Consider the following 16364-nt stretch of genomic DNA (forward strand, 5'->3'; position numbering starts at 1 on the left):
TTGCTGTCCGGGATCGTCAGGGTGGAGTTAGGTCCTCGCCACCGCGCCTGAACACCATCACATGGTCGCCGCTGCCGGTGAAAATAACGGCCGAACCATCAACCTGCGCCTGCTTCATGTCGAAGAACAGCTGCGCGAGGCCCGCATCGGCCTTGAATTCCGGCGTCTCCTGCTCGCAGGCGAACGTGGGCGAGGCCGAGGTCGGCCGGATGCCAAGCGCGGGGTAGGGGGCGAACATCACCCCGGTCACGCAAAGACAATGACCGCAGACGGCGAAGCGCGAATTCTCCCCGATATAGAAGCGGATCGCGCGGGTGGGTGCCTTGCCGTCCACCGTCGCGAGGTCATAGGCGCGCCGGGTCTCCACCTTGGCGGCAAGCGTCTGGGCGTCCGAGACACCGCCCGGCATACAGGCCGCGAGCGCGGCTGCGAGACCAAGGGCGGTAACGCGCGCGGCGGTCTTCGTCGAAAAATCGCTCATGGTTCTGGTCCGTGACTGGGCCGTTTCCGGCAGCTCTCAGCAGGATGCGCGGACTGAGGACCCATCCGCATTGATCCGGCGCAAGGCCCGCCGCGGCCTCAATCAGCGACCATTGCGCCGATCAGCGCGATCTCCTCGGCGCCAGCGTCGCGGGCTTTCTGTTCCAACCGGCGGTAGGCTGCGAGGACCGCTTCGCCCTCGGGGGTGAGCGAGGCACCACCGCCCTTCGCGCCGCCGCGCGAGCGATCCACCAGCGGTTCCTTGAATCCGGCGTTCATCTCTTCGACGAGCGACCAAGCGCGTTTGTAGCTCATCTTCATCGCGCGGCCCGCCGCCGAGATCGAGCCGTGTTCGGCGATCTCTTCGAGCAGCCGGACCTTGCCGGGGCCCAGCATCGCCTTGTCGAAATAGAGGCGCATCATCAGGCGGGTCAGTTCCATTCTGGCATCTCTCGGGCTCGTCACGTCGTGCGGCGTTTATCCTGAGCCTGTGCCCGGGCCAAGACAAGGGGGCGGGGGCGCGAATGCACAGGGGCATGTGCTCTTGCCATTGCCCGCGCCTTGGGCGAGCGTGCGCGCGAAGGAGCCCCCGCATGTATATCTCGATCGCCTCGCTTGTGGGCGCCTATCTTCTGAGCCAGTTCTACCGCACCTGCTTGGCCGTTCTGACGCCCGTTCTGGGCAAGGAGATCGGCGTGACGCCGGGCGATCTCGCCGTGTCTCTGGGGCTTTGGTACGGGGCCTTCGCGCTGATCCAGATTCCCATCGGCGAGGCGCTGGACCGGATCGGGCCGCGCCGCACCGTGGGCGTGCTGATGGCGCTTGGCGGGGGTGGGGGCGCCGCCGTCTTCGCTATGGCGCAGGGGCCGATGGGCATCCACCTCGCGATGATCCTGATCGGGGCGGGCTGCGCGCCTGTGCTGGTGGGCAGCTATTTCATCTTCGCACGCAGTTTCAAGCCGGCGCTGTTCGGCACGCTCGCGGCCTCGATGATCGGGGCTGGCAGCCTTGGCAATCTCGCGGGCGCGGCCCCGCTGGCGGCCTCCATCGAGGCTTTCGGCTGGCGTCCGACGCTTTGGGCGCTCTCGGCGCTGACGCTGCTGGTGGCGGCGTTGATCCTGTGGCTCGCGCGCGATCCCGAGCGGGTGGAGCAGCCGGCAGGCCGTCGCGGCACCGCGCTCGACGTGCTGCGCCTGCCGGGCTTCTGGGTGCTGCTGCCGCTGACGGTCGCGAATTACACCGCCGCTGCCGGGATTCGTGGCGTCTGGGCGGGCTCCTATCTGGCTGATGTCTTCGGAGCGGATGCGAATCTGATCGGCCGGGTGACGCTGGTGATGGGCCTCGCGATGATCGCGGGCAATTTCGCCTATGGTCCGGCCGACAAGATTTTCGGCAGCCACAAGCGCGTCGCGCTTTACGGTAATGCGGTGCTGGCCGTGGCCTTGGCGATGCTCTTCGTGTTGCCGGGACAGTCGCTGTGGCTGGCGACGGTTCTACTGGCCGCGATCGGCTTCTTCGGCGCGTCCTTTCCGGTGATCATGGCGCATGGCCGCACCTTCTATCCGCCGCATCTGACGGGACGGGGGGTGACGCTGCACAACATGTTCTCGATCATGGGCGTGGCTGGGATGCAATTCGCCTCGCGGCCCGTTTTCGATGTGGTATCGGTGGGGCACACGCCCGCCGTGGCCTATGGGCTGCTGTTCGCGTTCTTCCTTGCACCGCTGGTGATCGGGCTGGCGTTCTACGTTTTCGCCCGCGACAGCGGCGATGGCTTGAGCTAAACCCATCGCATGACCCGGCTCGGATTTCTGATCAGTCGAACGTTGCGGCGCGAGGCCCCGCTGGCCGCGCTCTCCGTCTCGCAAAAGGCGTTGCTGGACGACCTTGCCGGCAAAACCGTCGCGCTTGTCGGCAATGCCCGCGCGCTGGCCGAGGGACAGGCGGGGGCGGAGATCGACGCGCATGACGTGGTGATCCGGATCAACCGCGCGCCGATGCCGTCGGCGCAGAGCCACGGCAAGCGCACAGACTGGCTGGCGCTCGCGACCTCGCTGCCCGAAGCCGAGCGCGCCCGCATCGCGCCGTCACGCATCCTTTGGATGAGCCACAAGCGCAAGCGGCTGGACTGGAAAACGGCGACCAGCCCCGGTTTCTACCTGCATCCGCTCAACGATTACGAGGGGCTGAAGGCCAAGCTCGGCGCGCAGCCCACGACCGGAGCGATGCTGATCGACATGCTCGCGCGCTCTGATCTGGCGCGGCTCGATCTATACGGGTTCGATTTCTTCGCCTCGCTATCTCTGTCGGGGCGGCGCTCGGCCGACAAGGTGCCCCATGATTTCGTCGCGGAAGCGGAGATGGTCGGCGGGCTTCTTGCCTCCGATCCGCGCATCATTCGGAACTGACTGCGCGTCGAGCCCCTTTCATTTCCTGACGTAAAGCGGTAGTAAGCCGCGTTCTATTGGAGCAAGGAGGTCCTCATGGGCTATAAAGTCGTCGTTGCGGGCGCCACGGGGAACGTGGGCCGCGAAATGCTGAACATCCTGGCCGAGCGTCAGTTCCCGGTCGATGAACTGGTGCCGCTCGCGTCGCGCCGGAGCCTCGGCACAGAGGTCAGCTTTGGCGATCAGACCCTGAAGACCAAAGACATCGAAGGGTTCGACTTCACCGGCTATGACATCGCGCTCTTCGCGATCGGCTCGGACGCCACGAAGAAATACGCGCCGATCGCCGCCAAGCAGGGCTGTATCGTGATCGATAACTCGTCGCTCTACCGCTACGACCCGGACGTGCCGCTGGTCGTGCCGGAGGTGAACCCGGAAGCCGTGGACGGTTACGCGAAGAAAAACATCATCGCGAACCCGAACTGCTCGACCGCGCAGATGGTCGTGGCGCTCAAGCCGCTGCATGACCGCGCCAAGATCAAGCGCGTCGTGGTCTCGACCTACCAGTCGGTGTCGGGCTCGGGCAAAGAGGCGATCGACGAGCTTTGGGACCAGACCAAAGGCATGTATGTGCCGGGTCAGGAAGTGGAGCCGAAGGTCTACCCCAAGCAGATCGCGTTCAACGTGATCCCGCATATCGACGTGTTCCTCGATGACGGGTCCACCAAGGAAGAGTGGAAGATGGTCGCCGAGACGAAGAAGATCGTCGATCCTGCGATCAAGCTGACCGCGACCTGCGTGCGCGTGCCGGTCTTCGTGGGCCACTCGGAGGCGATCAACATCGAGTTCGAAGAGTTCCTCGATGAGGACGAAGCACGTGACATCCTGCGTGAGGCGCCCGGCATCATGGTCGTCGACAAGCGCGAAGATGGCGGCTACATCACCCCCGTCGAATGCGTCGGCGATTTCGCCACCTTCATCTCGCGCATCCGTCAGGACTCGACCATCGAGAACGGCCTGAACATCTGGTGCGTGTCGGACAACCTGCGCAAGGGCGCGGCGCTTAACGCGGTGCAGATCGCCGAGACGCTGGGCAAGCGCGTGCTCAAGAAGGGCTGAGCGTTCGGCCTTTTTGAATTTGGGAAACGCCCGGTCGGAAGATCGGGCGTTTTTCGTTTGAGGCAAAGCGATGAGGGACGCGCCCGAGCCTCGGGCGGGCGCTTTGCTCCGCCTGTGGCTGGGCGCTTGATCTCGCAAGCCCGAATGTCGCTTGTGCCCGCGAGGCCATCGCCAATGCGCCCTCCCGGGGGAGGGTCGGGCGCGGCCCGGGCTGGTCGCCCCGCGCTACAAAGCCTTACCGCGCGACCCGCTTAACCCCGAGATACGGCCCTTCGCCCGCTGCCGCGATACGTGCCTTGGCGGCCTCGATGCTCTCATAGGCCACGCTCATCGTTTGGCCGTTGGCATGGATCATCGTCTCGCCATCGCAGGCGAGCGCGACATGGCCTTTCCAGAACAGCAGGTCACCACGTCGCAGGGGCGCACCTTCGGGCACGGTCTCGCCCATCTCCGCCCATTGAAGATCGCTGTCGCCCGGCACGGATTGCCCGCACAGCGCGAAGCCGATCTGCACCAGCCCCGAACAGTCGATCCCCGCACGGCTGTTGCCGCCCCAGAGATAGGGCGTGCCCAGCAGTCGCTCGGCCACTGCGACGGGATCGTCCCCGGGCCGATCGAGCGCGCGCAGATGCTGCCGCGGAACGAAGCCCTCGGCGGTCACCGCGAACATGCCGGTTTCCCCCGTCACCGCCAGCCGCGCGCCCATCGAGAGCTGCATCACTTCGCCGCGCTTGATCGCCGCCTCGCGATAGACATGCGTGGCGGGCGCGGTGACGACATGCGTGGCGGGCTCGGGCGTGGCGAAGGCGTCAGCGGCAATCCAACCGCAATAGCCGTCCCATGCCGCCTGCACGAAGGCGAAGCCGTCGCGCTGATCGATCACCGTCACCTCGGCTCCGAAAAGAAGCTGTCGGTCGCGCAGGCTGCCGGGCTCGGGGCAGAGATCGGTCACGGGTACGATGATCCGCGCGGGCATCCCGTGGGTGAAACCCTCGGCCTCGACCTGTCCTCGCAGCGCCTCCAGCGCGAAAGCACCTGAAAAGGGCAGGCGGCGACGGTCGGTCATTTCAGCACCTCGGGCAGAGCCGCGAAGATCGCCCGCGCGCCCTGACCGACGCCGCCTTTCGGCCGGGCGGGGGCGGCCGCGGGCTGCCAGCCGTAGATGTCGAAATGGGCGAAGCGCTTGGTCTCGGTCACGAAGCGGCGCAGGAAGAGTGCCGCGGTGATCGAGCCCGCCATGCCGCCCGAGGGCGCGTTATCCAGATCGGCGATGCCGGGTTCGATCTTCGCCTCGTAGGGCGCCCAGAACGGCATCCGCCAGAGCGGATCGGCCACCGCCCCCGAGGCCTTCGCCAAAGCCTGCGCGACGCCCTCGTCATCGGTGTAGAACGGGTGAATGTCCGGCCCAAGTGCGACCCGCGCAGCCCCCGTCAACGTTGCCATGCAGACCATCAGGTCGGGTGGGGTTTCATCGGCATAGGCCAGCGCATCGGCCAGCACCAGCCGTCCCTCGGCATCGGTATTGTTGATCTCGACGGTCAGCCCCTTGCGGCTGGTCAGGATGTCGCCGGGGCGGAAACTGTCGCCGCCGACCGAGTTCTCGACCGCCGGGACCAGCACCCGCAGGCGCATCTTCGCGCCGGTCGCCATGATCATATGCGCGAGCCCCAGTACGGTGGCCGAGCCGCCCATATCCTTCTTCATCAGCCCCATCGAGGCGCCGGGCTTCAGGTTCAGCCCCCCGGTGTCGAAACAGACGCCTTTGCCGACCAGCGTCAACGCCGGCCCTTCGCTGCCCCAACTCAGCTCGATCAGCCGCGGCGTGCGCGGCGAGGCGCGGCCGACGGCGTGGATCATAGGGAAGTTCTGCGTCAGAAGGTCGTCGCCCTTCACGACCTTGACCTCAGCGCCGTGGCGGTCGGCCAGCAGGCGCGCCGCGCCCTCCAGTTCCTCCGGTCCCATGTCGGAGGCGGGGGTGTTGATCAGGTCACGAGTAAAAGCCTCGCCCTCGGCGACGGCCTCGATCTGCGCAGCATCCACCCCGTCCGGGCAAACCAGCCGCGCTTTCGGCGCTGCGGCTTCGGCGTAGCGGTCGAACCGATAACCTGCGAGCAGCCAGCCGAGCGCCGTCTCTGCCTTCAAAGATTCCGGCAAATCGCCCTCGATCCGCCACGCGCCTTCGGGAAGGGTCGACGCCGCGCGCGCCAGCGAGAACCGCTCTCTTGCCCGTGCCGCCGCGGTCCCGAGGCCCAGCAGTGCCGCCTCCGCGCCGTCCGCCCCCTGCAGAAGTGCGACCTGGCCCGCCTTCGCCTTGAACCCCGTTGCCTCGACGAAGGCGCGCTGCGCGGGCGGCAGATCGGCCAGAGCCTGCTCCATATCCTCGGGCGCGACGGCGATCAGTGCGCGGGCAGGCGCGTCGGCTTCGGCGAAGCGCATTGCCGGGCGCGGGGCGAGAAAGGAAAAATCTGCGGGTGCGTCTGCGCTCATGGGGGCGGCTCCTTGGCTCTGGTGGTTTCTTCGCCCCAGAGCCTAGCGCCGCGGCGCCTGCCCGCAAGGCCCGATTGCGCGCACTTCAGGAGGACAGGTCGCCGATGTCCCAGACCTCGGTAAGAGATCGTTCCGCGATCCGGGCCAGCCGCGCCATTACCGCCGCCTGCGCCACCGCATCGCCGGTCGCGATACACTCGGACAGGTCGCGCGCGGTGCGCACCATCGACACCAGACCCACATGTTCCGAGAGGTCGATCACCTTGACGATTGCGCACCGCATCTTGGCGCGTTGGCGCGATTTCGCGGCTTCTTCCAAGGCGGCGAGTTGCAGGGCGAGATCCTCGACCGTGGCGCAGATGACCCGCTCCGCATCGACCTGTCCCAGCTCCACGTAGAGCACCGATAGCCGCGTCGTATCCAGCGACATCCGTTCCTTGCAACGCAAACGAGACACCTGTGTCACCACGACACTCCCCTTTGATTTCGCCATCACCCGGGCGGCAATATGGCCGACAGGTCTCAAGATTTCATTGAGCGACGCGGAGAAACCTCTCGTAACCCGGCCTGCATCGCGGTATTTGACGCTGCGATAAGACGCGAGACACCAGACCCAAAAACACCGGGGGACCGATGAGAGAGCATGTGAAGCCGCTGCCGAGCTACCTTGTGAACCGTTACCAAGGATGGCACGCGACTGCGTATGACGAGAACCGCGCCTGGTATCGCCGTCTCGCCTCCGAAGGGCAGCGTCCGCGCTCGATGATCATCGCCTGCTGCGACAGTCGCGTGCATGTCACCTCGATGTTCGGTGCCGATCAGGGTGAGTTCTTCATCCACCGCAATATCGCGAACCTCGTGCCGGAATTCACGCCCGATGGCGATCACCATGGCACGTCGGCGGCGGTCGAATATGCCGTGACCAGCCTGAAGGTCGCGCATCTGATCGTGTTGGGCCACAGCAATTGCGGCGGCATCGCGGGCTGCCACGCGATGTGTTCGGGGCATGCGCCGGAACTGGAGGAGAAAAGCTCTTTCGTCGGCACCTGGCTGAACCTTTTGCGTCCGGGCTACGAGCGCGTCACCGACCTGCCCGAGGATCAGCAGGTGCTGGCGCTCGAGCGTGAGGCCGTGAAAGTCAGCCTCGAGAACCTGATGACTTTCCCCTTCGTGCGCGAAGCGCTCGACGCCGATCGGATGACGCTGCACGGGCTGCGCCACGACATCGGCGAGGGTACGCTCGAGCAATACGTCTCCGGCTCGGATCGGTTCGAGAGGCTCTGAGGCTTTGCAAATTCGTTGACCCCCTTCGCGAGGTCGATTGCTCCGCCTTGGGGAAAACCAATTGGCATTCACGGGCTGTTAAGCTTGATGCGCGAGGCTGCGGGTGCCCCGCCCACGCCAACGAGCTTTGACCCGACATGTCACCTGCATCCCGACCGCATTGCCAGCATCGTCTCGTCTCCCTGCGGCTGCCGCTCGATATGATCGATCGCATTGCGGCGGAGGCGCGCGCGTTCGGCCTGCCTCCGGCAGAGCTGATCCGGCGCGTCCTGCAGGAGGGGCTGCCGGAGGAGCCAACCTCCGCCCCCCCCACCACGAAAGAGCCGCTGCCGGAAATGGCGGCGGTGCAAGCGGCGCTGGATCAGGCGCGCGATTGGTTCGATCTGCAACATCGGCTGCGGGATGCGGGCTTCGTGCTGCGGCTTGCGGGCGGGGGCGCGCTGGGTCTGCATGCCTGGCCGACGAACCGCTTCCTGTTGCTGCTCGACGAGATCGGGCCGAGCCTGACGGAGTTGGTGCTGCGCTTCGCCGCGCCGTTTCCGGGGGACGATGGCGGGCGCACCAAGATCGTCGGCGCGAGGTCTGGGCAGGGCGCGGCGGAAACGGTGACGGCACAGGCTGCCGCCGCCGAGTATGCCGCGGCGCAGGCGGCGGGGGCGCAAGCCGTGCCGGAGGAGAAGGCGTCCAAGGCGACCGAAAAGACCGGCGGTGCAGAGACGCATCCCTCCGAGGCGGCGAAGGCCGAACCGCCCGCGCGCGGGTTCCTGCGCCTGTCGCCAGCGTTGCTCGCGAAACTGCGGGCTGCGGCGAACCCGCGAAACGCAGCCTGATCGCGCGCGGAGGCCTTTGCGTTACGCTGACCTAGCGCAGCACCTTGTCGGTGGGCCAACTCAGCGTGGTCTCGGTGCGGATCGTCTTGGTCTCGTCCGCGCCCAGATCGAAGCGCCATGCGAGTACGCCGCGGCGATGGTCGTAATCGGTCTCGCTCGCGGGCGGGGTCGCCTTGGTGGTGATTTTCAGGTCTTCCTGTTCGGAATAGGGTACCCGGTCGATCACCCGCATCGGCCAGCCTTTGTCCGTCAGGTTCTTCACCTCGATCTCGACGACTTCGCGGCGCTCGTTCGACTTGGAAATGAAGCCGCTATCGCCCTCCATCGTGTCGGGCATGCGGCGGTCCACGCGAATGCCCTCGATCGGCCCGAAGCCCAGCGTCAGGTCATCCCCTGCCGCCACCATCGGCAGATGCGACTGGCCGACCAGCGCGCCATCGGCATAGAGGTTCGCGGGGCCGGGCAACAGGATCTCGCCGGTCCCGTTCTTGCCCTCGGCCACGCGATAGGCCTGCGGATCGGTCAGCGGGGCGGCTTCGGCGAAGACCTCCATCGGGAGGGTCTTGGAATCGAGGCTCAGGCGGAGATCGTCGAACCCGTCGCGCAGATCGACCGCGCTCGGGTAATGGTAGGTCACCGTTTCGCCCTGCATCTGAAGATCGGCGCGGTCGCTGATCGCTGCTTCCGCCATCGGCGCGGCGGCGCCATCCGATGCCGCGAGGGAGCGCTTCATCGGCACCGGTGCGGGCGGCGCATCCGGGTCGCCGATGTGCGCGAGGCGCGGATAGACTTCGCCCGGCTCTGCGCGCCCGCCGGGGCGAGCGGTCGAGAGCGTCAGGTCGACGTTACGCCAGTCCTCGCCGGTGGCCTGATGGACCGAGACGAAGCGCTCCATATCCACCGCGCCCTTGTCGCGGTCGAGCCGCAGATCATAGGAGGGCTGCCACCCGGCATTGTTAACGTAAGAGGTGATCGTCAGCGTGCCCGAGCCCTGCACCTTCGCGCTGAGCATCTCTCGATCTTTCGCCGGGTTCAGCAGCGCATCGAGCGCCGCTCGCGCCTGTTTCACCGCCTCTTTCGCGGGGTCGAGCGCGGCTTCCGCGCGGCGCGCTTCCGCTTCGGCGGCGATTGCGCGTTCGGTGGCCGAGAGAATCTGATCCTCCACCATCTGCGCCAGCGCGCGCAGCTGTTCGGGCGCGGTGACCTGCGAGTCGGTGTTCTTGAGATATGTGATCTGGTCGCGCGCGGCCTGCGCCTTGGCGCGGATCACGGCCACCGCGTCTTCCTTTTCCGCAAGGGCTTCCTTTGCAGAGGCTAGCCGGTCACGCGCAGCCTTCACCGCTGCGCTTTCGGTTCCGCTGGTCGCCGGCGCGCGCCCTGAGATCAGGCTCACCGCGCCGATCTGCACACCGTCACCCGACACCCGCAGCGTCGAGATGTCGGTGCCTTCGGGAAACCCCGGAACCAGCAGGTCATGGCTGCCCTCGGGCGCCTTCACCTCCACCTGCCGCACCACCTGCGCGCCCTGCGGAAAGAGCGTCACGGCCGTGATCTTGCCCGGTGCCTCGATCGTGTCGGCCAAGGCGGGCAGGGCGGTCGCGGCCATAAGGGCCGCCGTCAGGGTGATGCGCATCGGTTCCTCCCACATCCGTTCCGGATCGAGCCTGCGTCGGCCTGCGCGCAGTTGCAAGCCATTGAAATCCGGCGCGGGTCGTCACTGGCGGGAACTCGCCAGAGCGTTCGTGCTAGGCGTCGGGGGGCTACGACTGCTTGCCCTTGCGTCCGAAGCCCCGCGCGCATAGGTTGCGCCCTACCTCGGGGTGCCGGATGATCCGGCTGAGATGCGATCCACGCGAACCCGTTGAACCTGAACCGGTTAAGACCGGCGGAGGGAAGGTAGCCGGATAGTCCGGCCCCACTCCGCCCGGCAAGCCCAAGGAGTGAGGCATGAAAACCCACCTGATGCTTGCGGGAGCCCTGAGCCTGATCGCCACGATGGCGGCGGCCGAGGACAAGCCCGTGCTCACCGTCTATGCGCCTGATTATTTCACGAGCGAATGGGGCCCCGGTCCCGCGATCGAGAAGGGGTTCGAGGCGACCTGCGATTGCGATCTGAAATTCGTGGCGGGCGATGTGTTGCCGCGCATCCTGCTCGAAGGCGACAAGACCTCCGCCGATGTCGCGATCGGTCTGAACACCGACGTGACCGCGAAGGCGCGCGCCACGGGCCTGTTCGCCCCGCATAACGAGGACACGTCCGACCTGACCATGCCGGTCAAATGGGACGATTCGATCTTTCTGCCCTTCGACTGGTCTGAACTGGCCTTCGTCTATGACAAGACCAAGCTGAAGAACCCGCCCACGAGCTTCCAGGACCTGCTGGATGCGCCCGACGACGCCTACAAGATCGTCATCGAGGATCCGCGCAGTTCGGTCGCGGGTCTGTCGTTGCTGCTCTGGGTGAAGGACATCTACGGCGACAAGGCCGAAGAGGCGTGGACGAAGATCGCGCCCAAGGTGCTGACCGTGACCCCGGGCTGGTCCGAGGCCTACGGGATGTTCACCGACGGCGAGGCGGATATGGTGCTCAGCTACGTCACCTCGCCCGCCTATCACATCATGGCCGAGGACGACGACTCCAAGGCCGCCGCGATCTTCCCCGAGGGGCATTACTTCACCCCCGAACTGGTCGCGCAGCTCAAGACCTCGAAACATCCCGAGCTGGCGCAGAAATTCATGGATTACGTGCTGAGCCCCGATTTCCAAGGCATGATCGCGACGGCGAACTGGTCCTTCCCGGCGAAACTGCCCCACGATCAGCTGCCGGAAGTGTTCCAGAAACTCCCGATGCCCGACAAGACGCTCTATCTGGGTGAGGCCGAGGCCGAGAAACTGCGCGGTCCGGCGCTGGACGAATGGCAACGCGCCTTCTCCAGATAAGAGGCACGCCCATCTGGGCGGTGCTGGCGGGTGCGGCTTTGGCCGCGCTTGTCCTTGGCACTTTGGCGGCAGTGGCGCTCCGGGCAGGCGGGCTGACCGGCTTGCGCGAAACCGATCTCGCCGCGATCCGCTTCACGCTCTGGCAGGCGGCGGCCTCGGCGCTGATCTCCTGCGCGCTGGCGGTGCCGGTCGCCCGTGCGCTGCATCGCCGCCGCTTCGCCGGGCGCGGACTGCTGATTTCGCTCCTGGGGGCTCCCTTCATCCTGCCGGTGATCGTCGCGGTCTTCGGGCTGATCGCGGTCTTCGGGCGGCGCGGGCTGGTCAATGCGGCCCTCGCCCCGCTCGGCATCGATCCGATTTCGATCTACGGCGCGCAGGGCGTCATCGTGGCCCATGTTTTCTTCAACCTGCCGCTTGCGACCCGGATGATCCTGCACGGCTGGGAGGCGATCCCGGCCGAGCGGTTTCGCCTTGCCGCGACCCTCGGCTTCGGCCCTGCGGAGGTCACGCGTCACCTTGAACGTCCGATGCTGCGCAGCGTGTTGCCCGGTGCTTTCCTCGCGATCTTCCTCGTCTGCCTGACGTCCTTCGCGGTGGCCCTGACCCTTGGCGGCGGGCCGCGCGCGACCACGGTGGAGCTGGCGATCTATCAGGCCTTCCGCTTCGATTTCGACATGGGCCGCGCGGCGAGCCTTGCGCTGGTGCAGGTCGCGATCTCGGTCGCGGCGCTGCTGATCGCGGCGCGCGCCACCCTGCCGTCGAGTTTCGGCGCGGGGCATGACCGCCGCGCCGCGCCGATCCCGCAGCTGTCCGGCGGGATAGGGCGTGCGCTCTTCGACGCGCTCGCGATCGGGCTCGCAAGCGCCTTCCTGCTGCTTCCCATCGGCACCGTTTTCGCCCGGGGCATCCCGGCGGTGGCCAACCTGCCCGAGATGGTCTGGCCCGCGACGCTGACCTCTTTGGTGATCGCGCTGCTCTCCACGGTTGTGACGCTCGCCATCGCCCTGCCGCTCGCACTGGTGGCGACCCGGCAGCGCTGGGCGGAGATCGCGGCGATGCTGCCGATGACAGCGTCGAGCCTCGTGATGGGCACCGGCGCCTTCCTGATCGCGCGGCCCTTCGTGAACCCGACGAGCCTCGCGCTGCCAATGGTGCTGCTGACCAACGCCGCGCTATCGGTGCCTTTTGCGACCCGCATCCTGATGCCCGAGATCCGCACGCTGCAGGCCGATTACGACCGGCTCGCCGCCTCGCTCGGGCTGCGCGGCATTGCCCGGCTTCGTCTGCTGACGGTTCCGCGCCTTGCCCGGCCGCTGGGGTTCTCGGCGGGGCTGGCCGCGGCCTTCTCGATGGGCGATCTGGGCGTCATCACGCTGTTCTCGGATGGCCAGACCCGCACCCTTCCGCTGGCGCTTTTCCAGCTCATGGGCTCTTATCGCATGGATCAGGCGGCGGGCGCTGCGAGCCTGCTGCTGATCCTCACTTTCGCGCTCTTCTGGGCGCTCGACCGCGCGGGGCATTATGCTGACCCTCGATAAGCTTCTGATCGAACAGGGCGATTTCCGCCTCGAAGCCGATTTCACGATCCTGGCCGGCGCGCGGGTCGCGCTGATCGGGCCCTCGGGGGCGGGCAAGTCGACGCTGCTCTCGGTACTTGCGGGGTTTCTTGGGCCCACCCGGGGGCGGGTGCTCTGGTGCGGCGAGGACATCACCGCGGCGCCGCCCGGCGAGCGTCCGCTCTCGATCCTGTTTCAGGATCAGAACCTCTTCCCGCATCTGCGGCTGGAGACCAACCTCGCGCTCGGGTTGAACCCGAAAGGCAAGATCGACGCCACCGATCGCGCCCGGATCGAGACGGCGCTGGCCCGCGTCGGGCTCGAAGGGATGGAGAAACGCAAACCCGGCGCGCTGTCGGGTGGGCAACAAAGCCGCGCGGGCCTGGCACGGACGTTGCTCCGCGGTCGCCCGATCCTGCTGCTGGATGAGCCTTTCGCAGCCCTTGGCCCGGCGCTGAAATCCGAGATGCTGGCTCTGGTGGCCGAGATCGCCCGCGAACAGGGCACGACGGTCCTGATGGTCAGCCACGATCCCGAGGATGCGCGTGCGCTCTGCCCGCAGACGGTTCTGGTGGCCGAGGGCCGCGCCCATGCGCCGCAAGCGACCGGGCCGCTTCTCGACGATCCGCCGCCCGTGCTACGGGACTATCTAGGAGAGTAGGGGCTCTGCCCCTCTTCGCTGGCGCGAATATCCCCGGGGGGGGGCGGGGGCAGCGCCCCCGGCCTTGGGGTCAGTAGATTACGACCGAGCGGATCGACTCGCCCGCATGCATCAGATCGAAGGCCTTGTTGATGTCTTCGAGCGGCATAGTGTGGGTGATCATCGAGTCGATCTCGATCTTGTCGTTCATGTACCATTCGACGAATTTCGGCACATCGGTGCGGCCCTTGGCGCCGCCGAAAGCGGTGCCTTTCCATGTCCGGCCCGTGACGAGCTGGAACGGGCGGGTGGAGATTTCCGCGCCCGCGGGTGCGACGCCGATGATGACCGAGACGCCCCAGCCGCGATGCGAGCACTCGAGTGCGTCGCGCATGACCTTCACGTTGCCGGTTGCGTCGAAGGAGTAATCCACGCCGCCGATCTGGTCGCGCTCGGTCTTGGTCAGGTTGATGATTTCCTGCGTGACCGAGTGGTCGAGCTTGGAGGGATTCACGAAATGGGTCATGCCGAACTTGCGCGCCATGTCCTCTTTCGCGTCGTTCAGATCGACGCCGATGATCATATCGGCACCCGCCATGCGCAGGCCCTGGATCACGTTCAGACCGATCCCGCCGAGGCCGAAGACGGCGGCGGTCGAGCCGATCTCGACGCCTGCAGTGTTGATTACCGCGCCGATGCCGGTGGTGACGCCGCAGCCGATATAGCAAATCTTGTCGAACGGCGCGTCGTCGCGGACCTTGGCGAGCGCGATCTCGGGCATCACGGTGTGGTTCGCGAAGGTCGAGCAGCCCATGTAGTGATAGATCGGCGTGCCATCGAGCATCTTGAAGCGCGTCGTGCCGTCCGGCATCAGGCCCTGACCTTGCGTGTTGCGGATCGCGGTGCAGAGGTTCGTCTTGCCCGACAGGCAGGACGGGCATTCGCGACATTCCGGCGTGTAGAGCGGGATCACGTGGTCGCCCGGCTTCAGCGTGGTGACACCTTCGCCGACTTCGAGCACGACGCCCGCGCCCTCATGGCCGAGGATGGTCGGGAAGATGCCTTCGGGATCGGCGCCAGAGCGGGTGAATTCGTCCGTGTGGCAGATACCGGTCGCCTTGATTTCGACGAGCACTTCGCCTGCTTTCGGGCCGTCCAGTTCCACTTCCATGATTTCGAGCGGTTTTCCCGCTTCGAGCGCGACTGCGGCACGGGTTCTCATAAGCGCATACTCCTTGTATAAATTCGGAGAGAGCCTGCGTTATCGGCGCGGCCAATGCAATGAAGGGTGCGACATGTTGAAACGATTTTTCGTCATGGGGTCGATGCTGGCGCTTGCGGCCTGCGACCCCGCCGGTCCGATGAGCGAGACACCCACCGGTGGGGCATACCCCGCGCCCCAGCCCTATGCGTCCGCGCCCTATGTCACCCCCCCGGTGAGCGTCACGAAGGGCGGTTTGCAGGAGCGTGAGCCCGACACTTGCGGGGCGGTGAAATATACCTCGGTTCTGGGTCAGCCGGCGGCGCAGATCCGGACGCTCGGGATTACCAAACCCTATCGCATCGTCGAATGGCGCGGCGTCGAGGATCAGGTCTACAACCCGCAGCGCGTCGTGTTTCGTCTCGACTCGCGCGGGAACGTCTACAACATCGATTGCGGGTGAGCCTGATGGAGCGCGGCAGGGCGCGGATCGGGCTCATTGTCACGTTAGGGGTCGCAGCGTTCGGGTTGGCGGCCTGCCAACCCCGCGTTTCGCCGCCTCGGTCGGGCCCGCCCGGCGCGGGAACCTGTCCGCCGCCCGGGCTCGCGGCGCTCCAAGGGCGGCCTGAAACCGTGCTGGCGGCGCTCGATCTCGCGCGGCCGCATCGCATCATTCATCCGGGCGATGCGGTGACGATGGATTACGCCCCCGGCCGGGTGAATTTCGAGATCGACGAGAACGGCACGATCGACGCGGTGCGCTGCTACTAGGCAGGGGGCCGCTGGTGCTCTGCACATGAAAGAGCCCCGTGTCTGACCAGGACGCGGGGCTTTTTCTGCAGGAGGGAAAAGCGCCCGACGATACGTACTGGGTGGGGGCTGTTAACCGCACCGTCGGGCTTTAGCGTTTTCCGCTGACTACAGGATGTCGATGAAACCCGGCAGGAAGGCGCAGGAAATCAGGCTTTTTCTAGGTCATAATCCGGCGCGGCGAAGGCGCGTTCAACCTTAGCGCGGGTGGGCTTGATTTGCGCCGCGCGCGATGTACCCTTTGTAAATGACGGTTCAAACGCCTTCCCCCTATCCGAACCCTTCCGGCGCACCGGAGCAGATCGCTTTCGACCGCTCCGAGCTTGGCGTGATCCTGTCACTTTACGGGCGCGCCGTCGCGGCCGGGGAGTGGCGCGATTACGGGATGAGCTTCTTGCGCGATGTCGCGGTTTTCTCGATCTTTCGCCGCGCCGCCGAAGTGCCGATCTACCGGATCGAGAAACGGCCCGCGCTGCGTGCGAAACAGGGGCAATATGCGGTGATCGGTCAGCAGGGGCAGGTGCTGCGGCGCGGCCATGAGCTGCGCCAGGTGCTGCGCGTGCTCGAGCGCAAGCTGATCCGCGCGGTGGAGTAGGGGCGCTAAGCGCTTTGAGAGAGTGTCGCCCCACT

The 16364-nt window shown here is 66.4% G+C and carries 18 protein-coding genes and 1 riboswitch; of the genes, 11 read left to right on the top strand and 7 right to left on the bottom strand.

Annotated features, from left to right (window positions below; all coding sequences use genetic code 11):
* Nucleotides 1-16 precede the first annotated feature (16 nt).
* Together B6V74_RS08595 and B6V74_RS08600 are read right to left on the bottom strand one after the other, a co-directional pair.
* Complete coding sequence (locus tag B6V74_RS08595) at nucleotides 17-481, bottom strand: hypothetical protein (RefSeq protein ID WP_088722529.1); 465 nt, start codon at nucleotides 479-481, stop codon at nucleotides 17-19.
* A 98-nt stretch (nucleotides 482-579) separates the two neighbouring features.
* On the bottom strand, nucleotides 580-921 hold the full coding sequence (locus B6V74_RS08600; RefSeq protein ID WP_233243161.1) for a LysR family transcriptional regulator: 342 nt from the start codon (nucleotides 919-921) through the stop codon (nucleotides 580-582).
* A 152-nt stretch (nucleotides 922-1073) separates the two neighbouring features.
* On the opposite strand from B6V74_RS08600, the gene B6V74_RS08605 reads away from it, so the two are divergent.
* The 3 genes from B6V74_RS08605 (at nucleotide 1074) to B6V74_RS08615 (ending at nucleotide 3986) form a co-directional block, all read left to right on the top strand.
* Nucleotides 1074-2264 carry an MFS transporter gene (locus tag B6V74_RS08605; protein ID WP_088722530.1) on the top strand — a complete coding sequence of 397 codons (1191 nt, stop codon included), beginning with the start codon at nucleotides 1074-1076 and terminating at the stop codon, nucleotides 2262-2264.
* 9 nt (nucleotides 2265-2273) lie between these two features.
* Complete coding sequence (locus B6V74_RS08610) at nucleotides 2274-2888, top strand: glycosyltransferase family 29 protein (protein WP_088722531.1); 615 nt, start codon at nucleotides 2274-2276, stop codon at nucleotides 2886-2888.
* 75 nt (nucleotides 2889-2963) lie between these two features.
* Nucleotides 2964-3986 carry an aspartate-semialdehyde dehydrogenase gene (locus tag B6V74_RS08615; protein ID WP_075775716.1) on the top strand — a complete coding sequence of 341 codons (1023 nt, stop codon included), beginning with the start codon at nucleotides 2964-2966 and terminating at the stop codon, nucleotides 3984-3986.
* 235 nt (nucleotides 3987-4221) lie between these two features.
* On the opposite strand, the gene B6V74_RS08620 is transcribed toward B6V74_RS08615, so the two are convergent.
* The 3 genes from B6V74_RS08620 to B6V74_RS08630 form a co-directional block, all read right to left on the bottom strand.
* The gene (locus B6V74_RS08620; protein ID WP_088722532.1) at nucleotides 4222-5052 is read right to left on the bottom strand and encodes a C40 family peptidase; all 831 of its coding nucleotides are present in this window, start codon (nucleotides 5050-5052) and stop codon (nucleotides 4222-4224) included.
* The gene (locus B6V74_RS08625) at nucleotides 5049-6473 is read right to left on the bottom strand and encodes a leucyl aminopeptidase family protein (protein ID WP_240497076.1); all 1425 of its coding nucleotides are present in this window, start codon (nucleotides 6471-6473) and stop codon (nucleotides 5049-5051) included. The genes B6V74_RS08620 and B6V74_RS08625 overlap by 4 nt, the downstream gene beginning before the upstream one ends.
* Nucleotides 6474-6558: 85 nt before the next feature.
* A complete protein-coding gene (locus B6V74_RS08630; RefSeq protein WP_146694533.1) occupies nucleotides 6559-6939 on the bottom strand; it encodes a hypothetical protein in 381 nt (126 codons plus the stop codon).
* 167 nt (nucleotides 6940-7106) lie between these two features.
* Between B6V74_RS08630 and B6V74_RS08635 the strand changes: the two genes are divergently transcribed.
* Both B6V74_RS08635 and B6V74_RS08640 read left to right on the top strand, forming a co-directional pair.
* Nucleotides 7107-7757 carry a carbonic anhydrase gene (locus B6V74_RS08635; protein WP_088722534.1) on the top strand — a complete coding sequence of 217 codons (651 nt, stop codon included), beginning with the start codon at nucleotides 7107-7109 and terminating at the stop codon, nucleotides 7755-7757.
* Between the two features lie 200 nt (nucleotides 7758-7957).
* Entirely contained in the window at nucleotides 7958-8587 is a 630-nt protein-coding gene (locus B6V74_RS08640) for a hypothetical protein (RefSeq protein ID WP_088722535.1), read from the top strand.
* 31 nt (nucleotides 8588-8618) lie between these two features.
* Here B6V74_RS08640 and B6V74_RS08645 read toward each other — a convergent pair whose 3' ends face one another.
* Complete coding sequence (locus B6V74_RS08645) at nucleotides 8619-10220, bottom strand: DUF4139 domain-containing protein (protein ID WP_168184198.1); 1602 nt, start codon at nucleotides 10218-10220, stop codon at nucleotides 8619-8621.
* 173 nt (nucleotides 10221-10393) lie between these two features.
* A riboswitch (TPP riboswitch) is annotated at nucleotides 10394-10498 on the top strand.
* A gap of 36 nt (nucleotides 10499-10534) precedes the next feature.
* Here B6V74_RS08645 and thiB point away from each other — a divergent pair.
* From thiB to B6V74_RS08660, 3 genes are read left to right on the top strand one after another with little or no spacing between them, the layout of a single operon-like run.
* Nucleotides 10535-11527, top strand: a complete 993-nt coding sequence (thiB, locus tag B6V74_RS08650) for a thiamine ABC transporter substrate binding subunit (protein ID WP_088722537.1) — start codon at nucleotides 10535-10537, stop codon at nucleotides 11525-11527.
* The gene (locus B6V74_RS08655) at nucleotides 11503-13065 is read left to right on the top strand and encodes a thiamine/thiamine pyrophosphate ABC transporter permease ThiP (RefSeq protein WP_088722538.1); all 1563 of its coding nucleotides are present in this window, start codon (nucleotides 11503-11505) and stop codon (nucleotides 13063-13065) included. Before thiB ends, B6V74_RS08655 begins: the two co-directional genes overlap by 25 nt.
* On the top strand, nucleotides 13049-13744 hold the full coding sequence (locus B6V74_RS08660; RefSeq protein WP_088722539.1) for an ATP-binding cassette domain-containing protein: 696 nt from the start codon (nucleotides 13049-13051) through the stop codon (nucleotides 13742-13744). Before B6V74_RS08655 ends, B6V74_RS08660 begins: the two co-directional genes overlap by 17 nt.
* 70 nt (nucleotides 13745-13814) lie before the next feature.
* Here the strand turns inward: B6V74_RS08660 and B6V74_RS08665 are convergent, their stop codons facing one another.
* Nucleotides 13815-14945, bottom strand: a complete 1131-nt coding sequence (locus B6V74_RS08665; RefSeq protein ID WP_075775709.1) for an S-(hydroxymethyl)glutathione dehydrogenase/class III alcohol dehydrogenase — start codon at nucleotides 14943-14945, stop codon at nucleotides 13815-13817.
* Between the two features lie 73 nt (nucleotides 14946-15018).
* Here B6V74_RS08665 and B6V74_RS08670 point away from each other — a divergent pair, with 73 nt between their 5' ends.
* From B6V74_RS08670 to B6V74_RS08680, 3 genes are all read left to right on the top strand, one after another.
* Nucleotides 15019-15387, top strand: a complete 369-nt coding sequence (locus tag B6V74_RS08670) for an I78 family peptidase inhibitor (protein ID WP_088722540.1) — start codon at nucleotides 15019-15021, stop codon at nucleotides 15385-15387.
* A gap of 5 nt (nucleotides 15388-15392) precedes the next feature.
* Nucleotides 15393-15695: an I78 family peptidase inhibitor gene (locus tag B6V74_RS19210; protein WP_088722541.1), complete on the top strand. Its 303-nt coding sequence runs from the start codon at nucleotides 15393-15395 to the stop codon at nucleotides 15693-15695.
* 286 nt (nucleotides 15696-15981) lie between these two features.
* Nucleotides 15982-16329: a DUF2794 domain-containing protein gene (locus B6V74_RS08680; RefSeq protein ID WP_088722542.1), complete on the top strand. Its 348-nt coding sequence runs from the start codon at nucleotides 15982-15984 to the stop codon at nucleotides 16327-16329.
* The last annotated feature ends 35 nt before the right edge of the window (nucleotides 16330-16364 follow it).

It is taken from the genome of Thioclava sp. F42-5 (assembly GCF_002213195.1).
In the GTDB taxonomy this organism is placed as follows: domain Bacteria; phylum Pseudomonadota; class Alphaproteobacteria; order Rhodobacterales; family Rhodobacteraceae; genus Thioclava; species Thioclava nitratireducens.

What these genes read in the sequence shown, in the direction of transcription:
- B6V74_RS08595 (WP_088722529.1), bottom strand. Translation starts at nt 481, where the DNA reads ATGAGCGATTTTTCGACGAAGACCGCCGCGCGCGTTACCGCCCTTGGT.
- B6V74_RS08600 (WP_233243161.1), bottom strand. Translation starts at nt 921, where the DNA reads ATGGAACTGACCCGCCTGATGATGCGCCTCTATTTCGACAAGGCGATG.
- B6V74_RS08605 (WP_088722530.1), top strand. Translation starts at nt 1,074, where the DNA reads ATGTATATCTCGATCGCCTCGCTTGTGGGCGCCTATCTTCTGAGCCAG.
- B6V74_RS08610 (WP_088722531.1), top strand. Translation starts at nt 2,274, where the DNA reads ATGACCCGGCTCGGATTTCTGATCAGTCGAACGTTGCGGCGCGAGGCC.
- B6V74_RS08615 (WP_075775716.1), top strand. Translation starts at nt 2,964, where the DNA reads ATGGGCTATAAAGTCGTCGTTGCGGGCGCCACGGGGAACGTGGGCCGC.
- B6V74_RS08620 (WP_088722532.1), bottom strand. Translation starts at nt 5,052, where the DNA reads ATGACCGACCGTCGCCGCCTGCCCTTTTCAGGTGCTTTCGCGCTGGAG.
- B6V74_RS08625 (WP_240497076.1), bottom strand. Translation starts at nt 6,473, where the DNA reads ATGAGCGCAGACGCACCCGCAGATTTTTCCTTTCTCGCCCCGCGCCCG.
- B6V74_RS08635 (WP_088722534.1), top strand. Translation starts at nt 7,107, where the DNA reads ATGAGAGAGCATGTGAAGCCGCTGCCGAGCTACCTTGTGAACCGTTAC.
- B6V74_RS08640 (WP_088722535.1), top strand. Translation starts at nt 7,958, where the DNA reads ATGATCGATCGCATTGCGGCGGAGGCGCGCGCGTTCGGCCTGCCTCCG.
- B6V74_RS08645 (WP_168184198.1), bottom strand. Translation starts at nt 10,220, where the DNA reads ATGCGCATCACCCTGACGGCGGCCCTTATGGCCGCGACCGCCCTGCCC.
- thiB (WP_088722537.1), top strand. Translation starts at nt 10,535, where the DNA reads ATGAAAACCCACCTGATGCTTGCGGGAGCCCTGAGCCTGATCGCCACG.
- B6V74_RS08655 (WP_088722538.1), top strand. Translation starts at nt 11,503, where the DNA reads ATGGCAACGCGCCTTCTCCAGATAAGAGGCACGCCCATCTGGGCGGTG.
- B6V74_RS08660 (WP_088722539.1), top strand. Translation starts at nt 13,049, where the DNA reads ATGCTGACCCTCGATAAGCTTCTGATCGAACAGGGCGATTTCCGCCTC.
- B6V74_RS08665 (WP_075775709.1), bottom strand. Translation starts at nt 14,945, where the DNA reads ATGAGAACCCGTGCCGCAGTCGCGCTCGAAGCGGGAAAACCGCTCGAA.
- B6V74_RS08670 (WP_088722540.1), top strand. Translation starts at nt 15,019, where the DNA reads ATGTTGAAACGATTTTTCGTCATGGGGTCGATGCTGGCGCTTGCGGCC.
- B6V74_RS19210 (WP_088722541.1), top strand. Translation starts at nt 15,393, where the DNA reads ATGGAGCGCGGCAGGGCGCGGATCGGGCTCATTGTCACGTTAGGGGTC.
- B6V74_RS08680 (WP_088722542.1), top strand. Translation starts at nt 15,982, where the DNA reads ATGACGGTTCAAACGCCTTCCCCCTATCCGAACCCTTCCGGCGCACCG.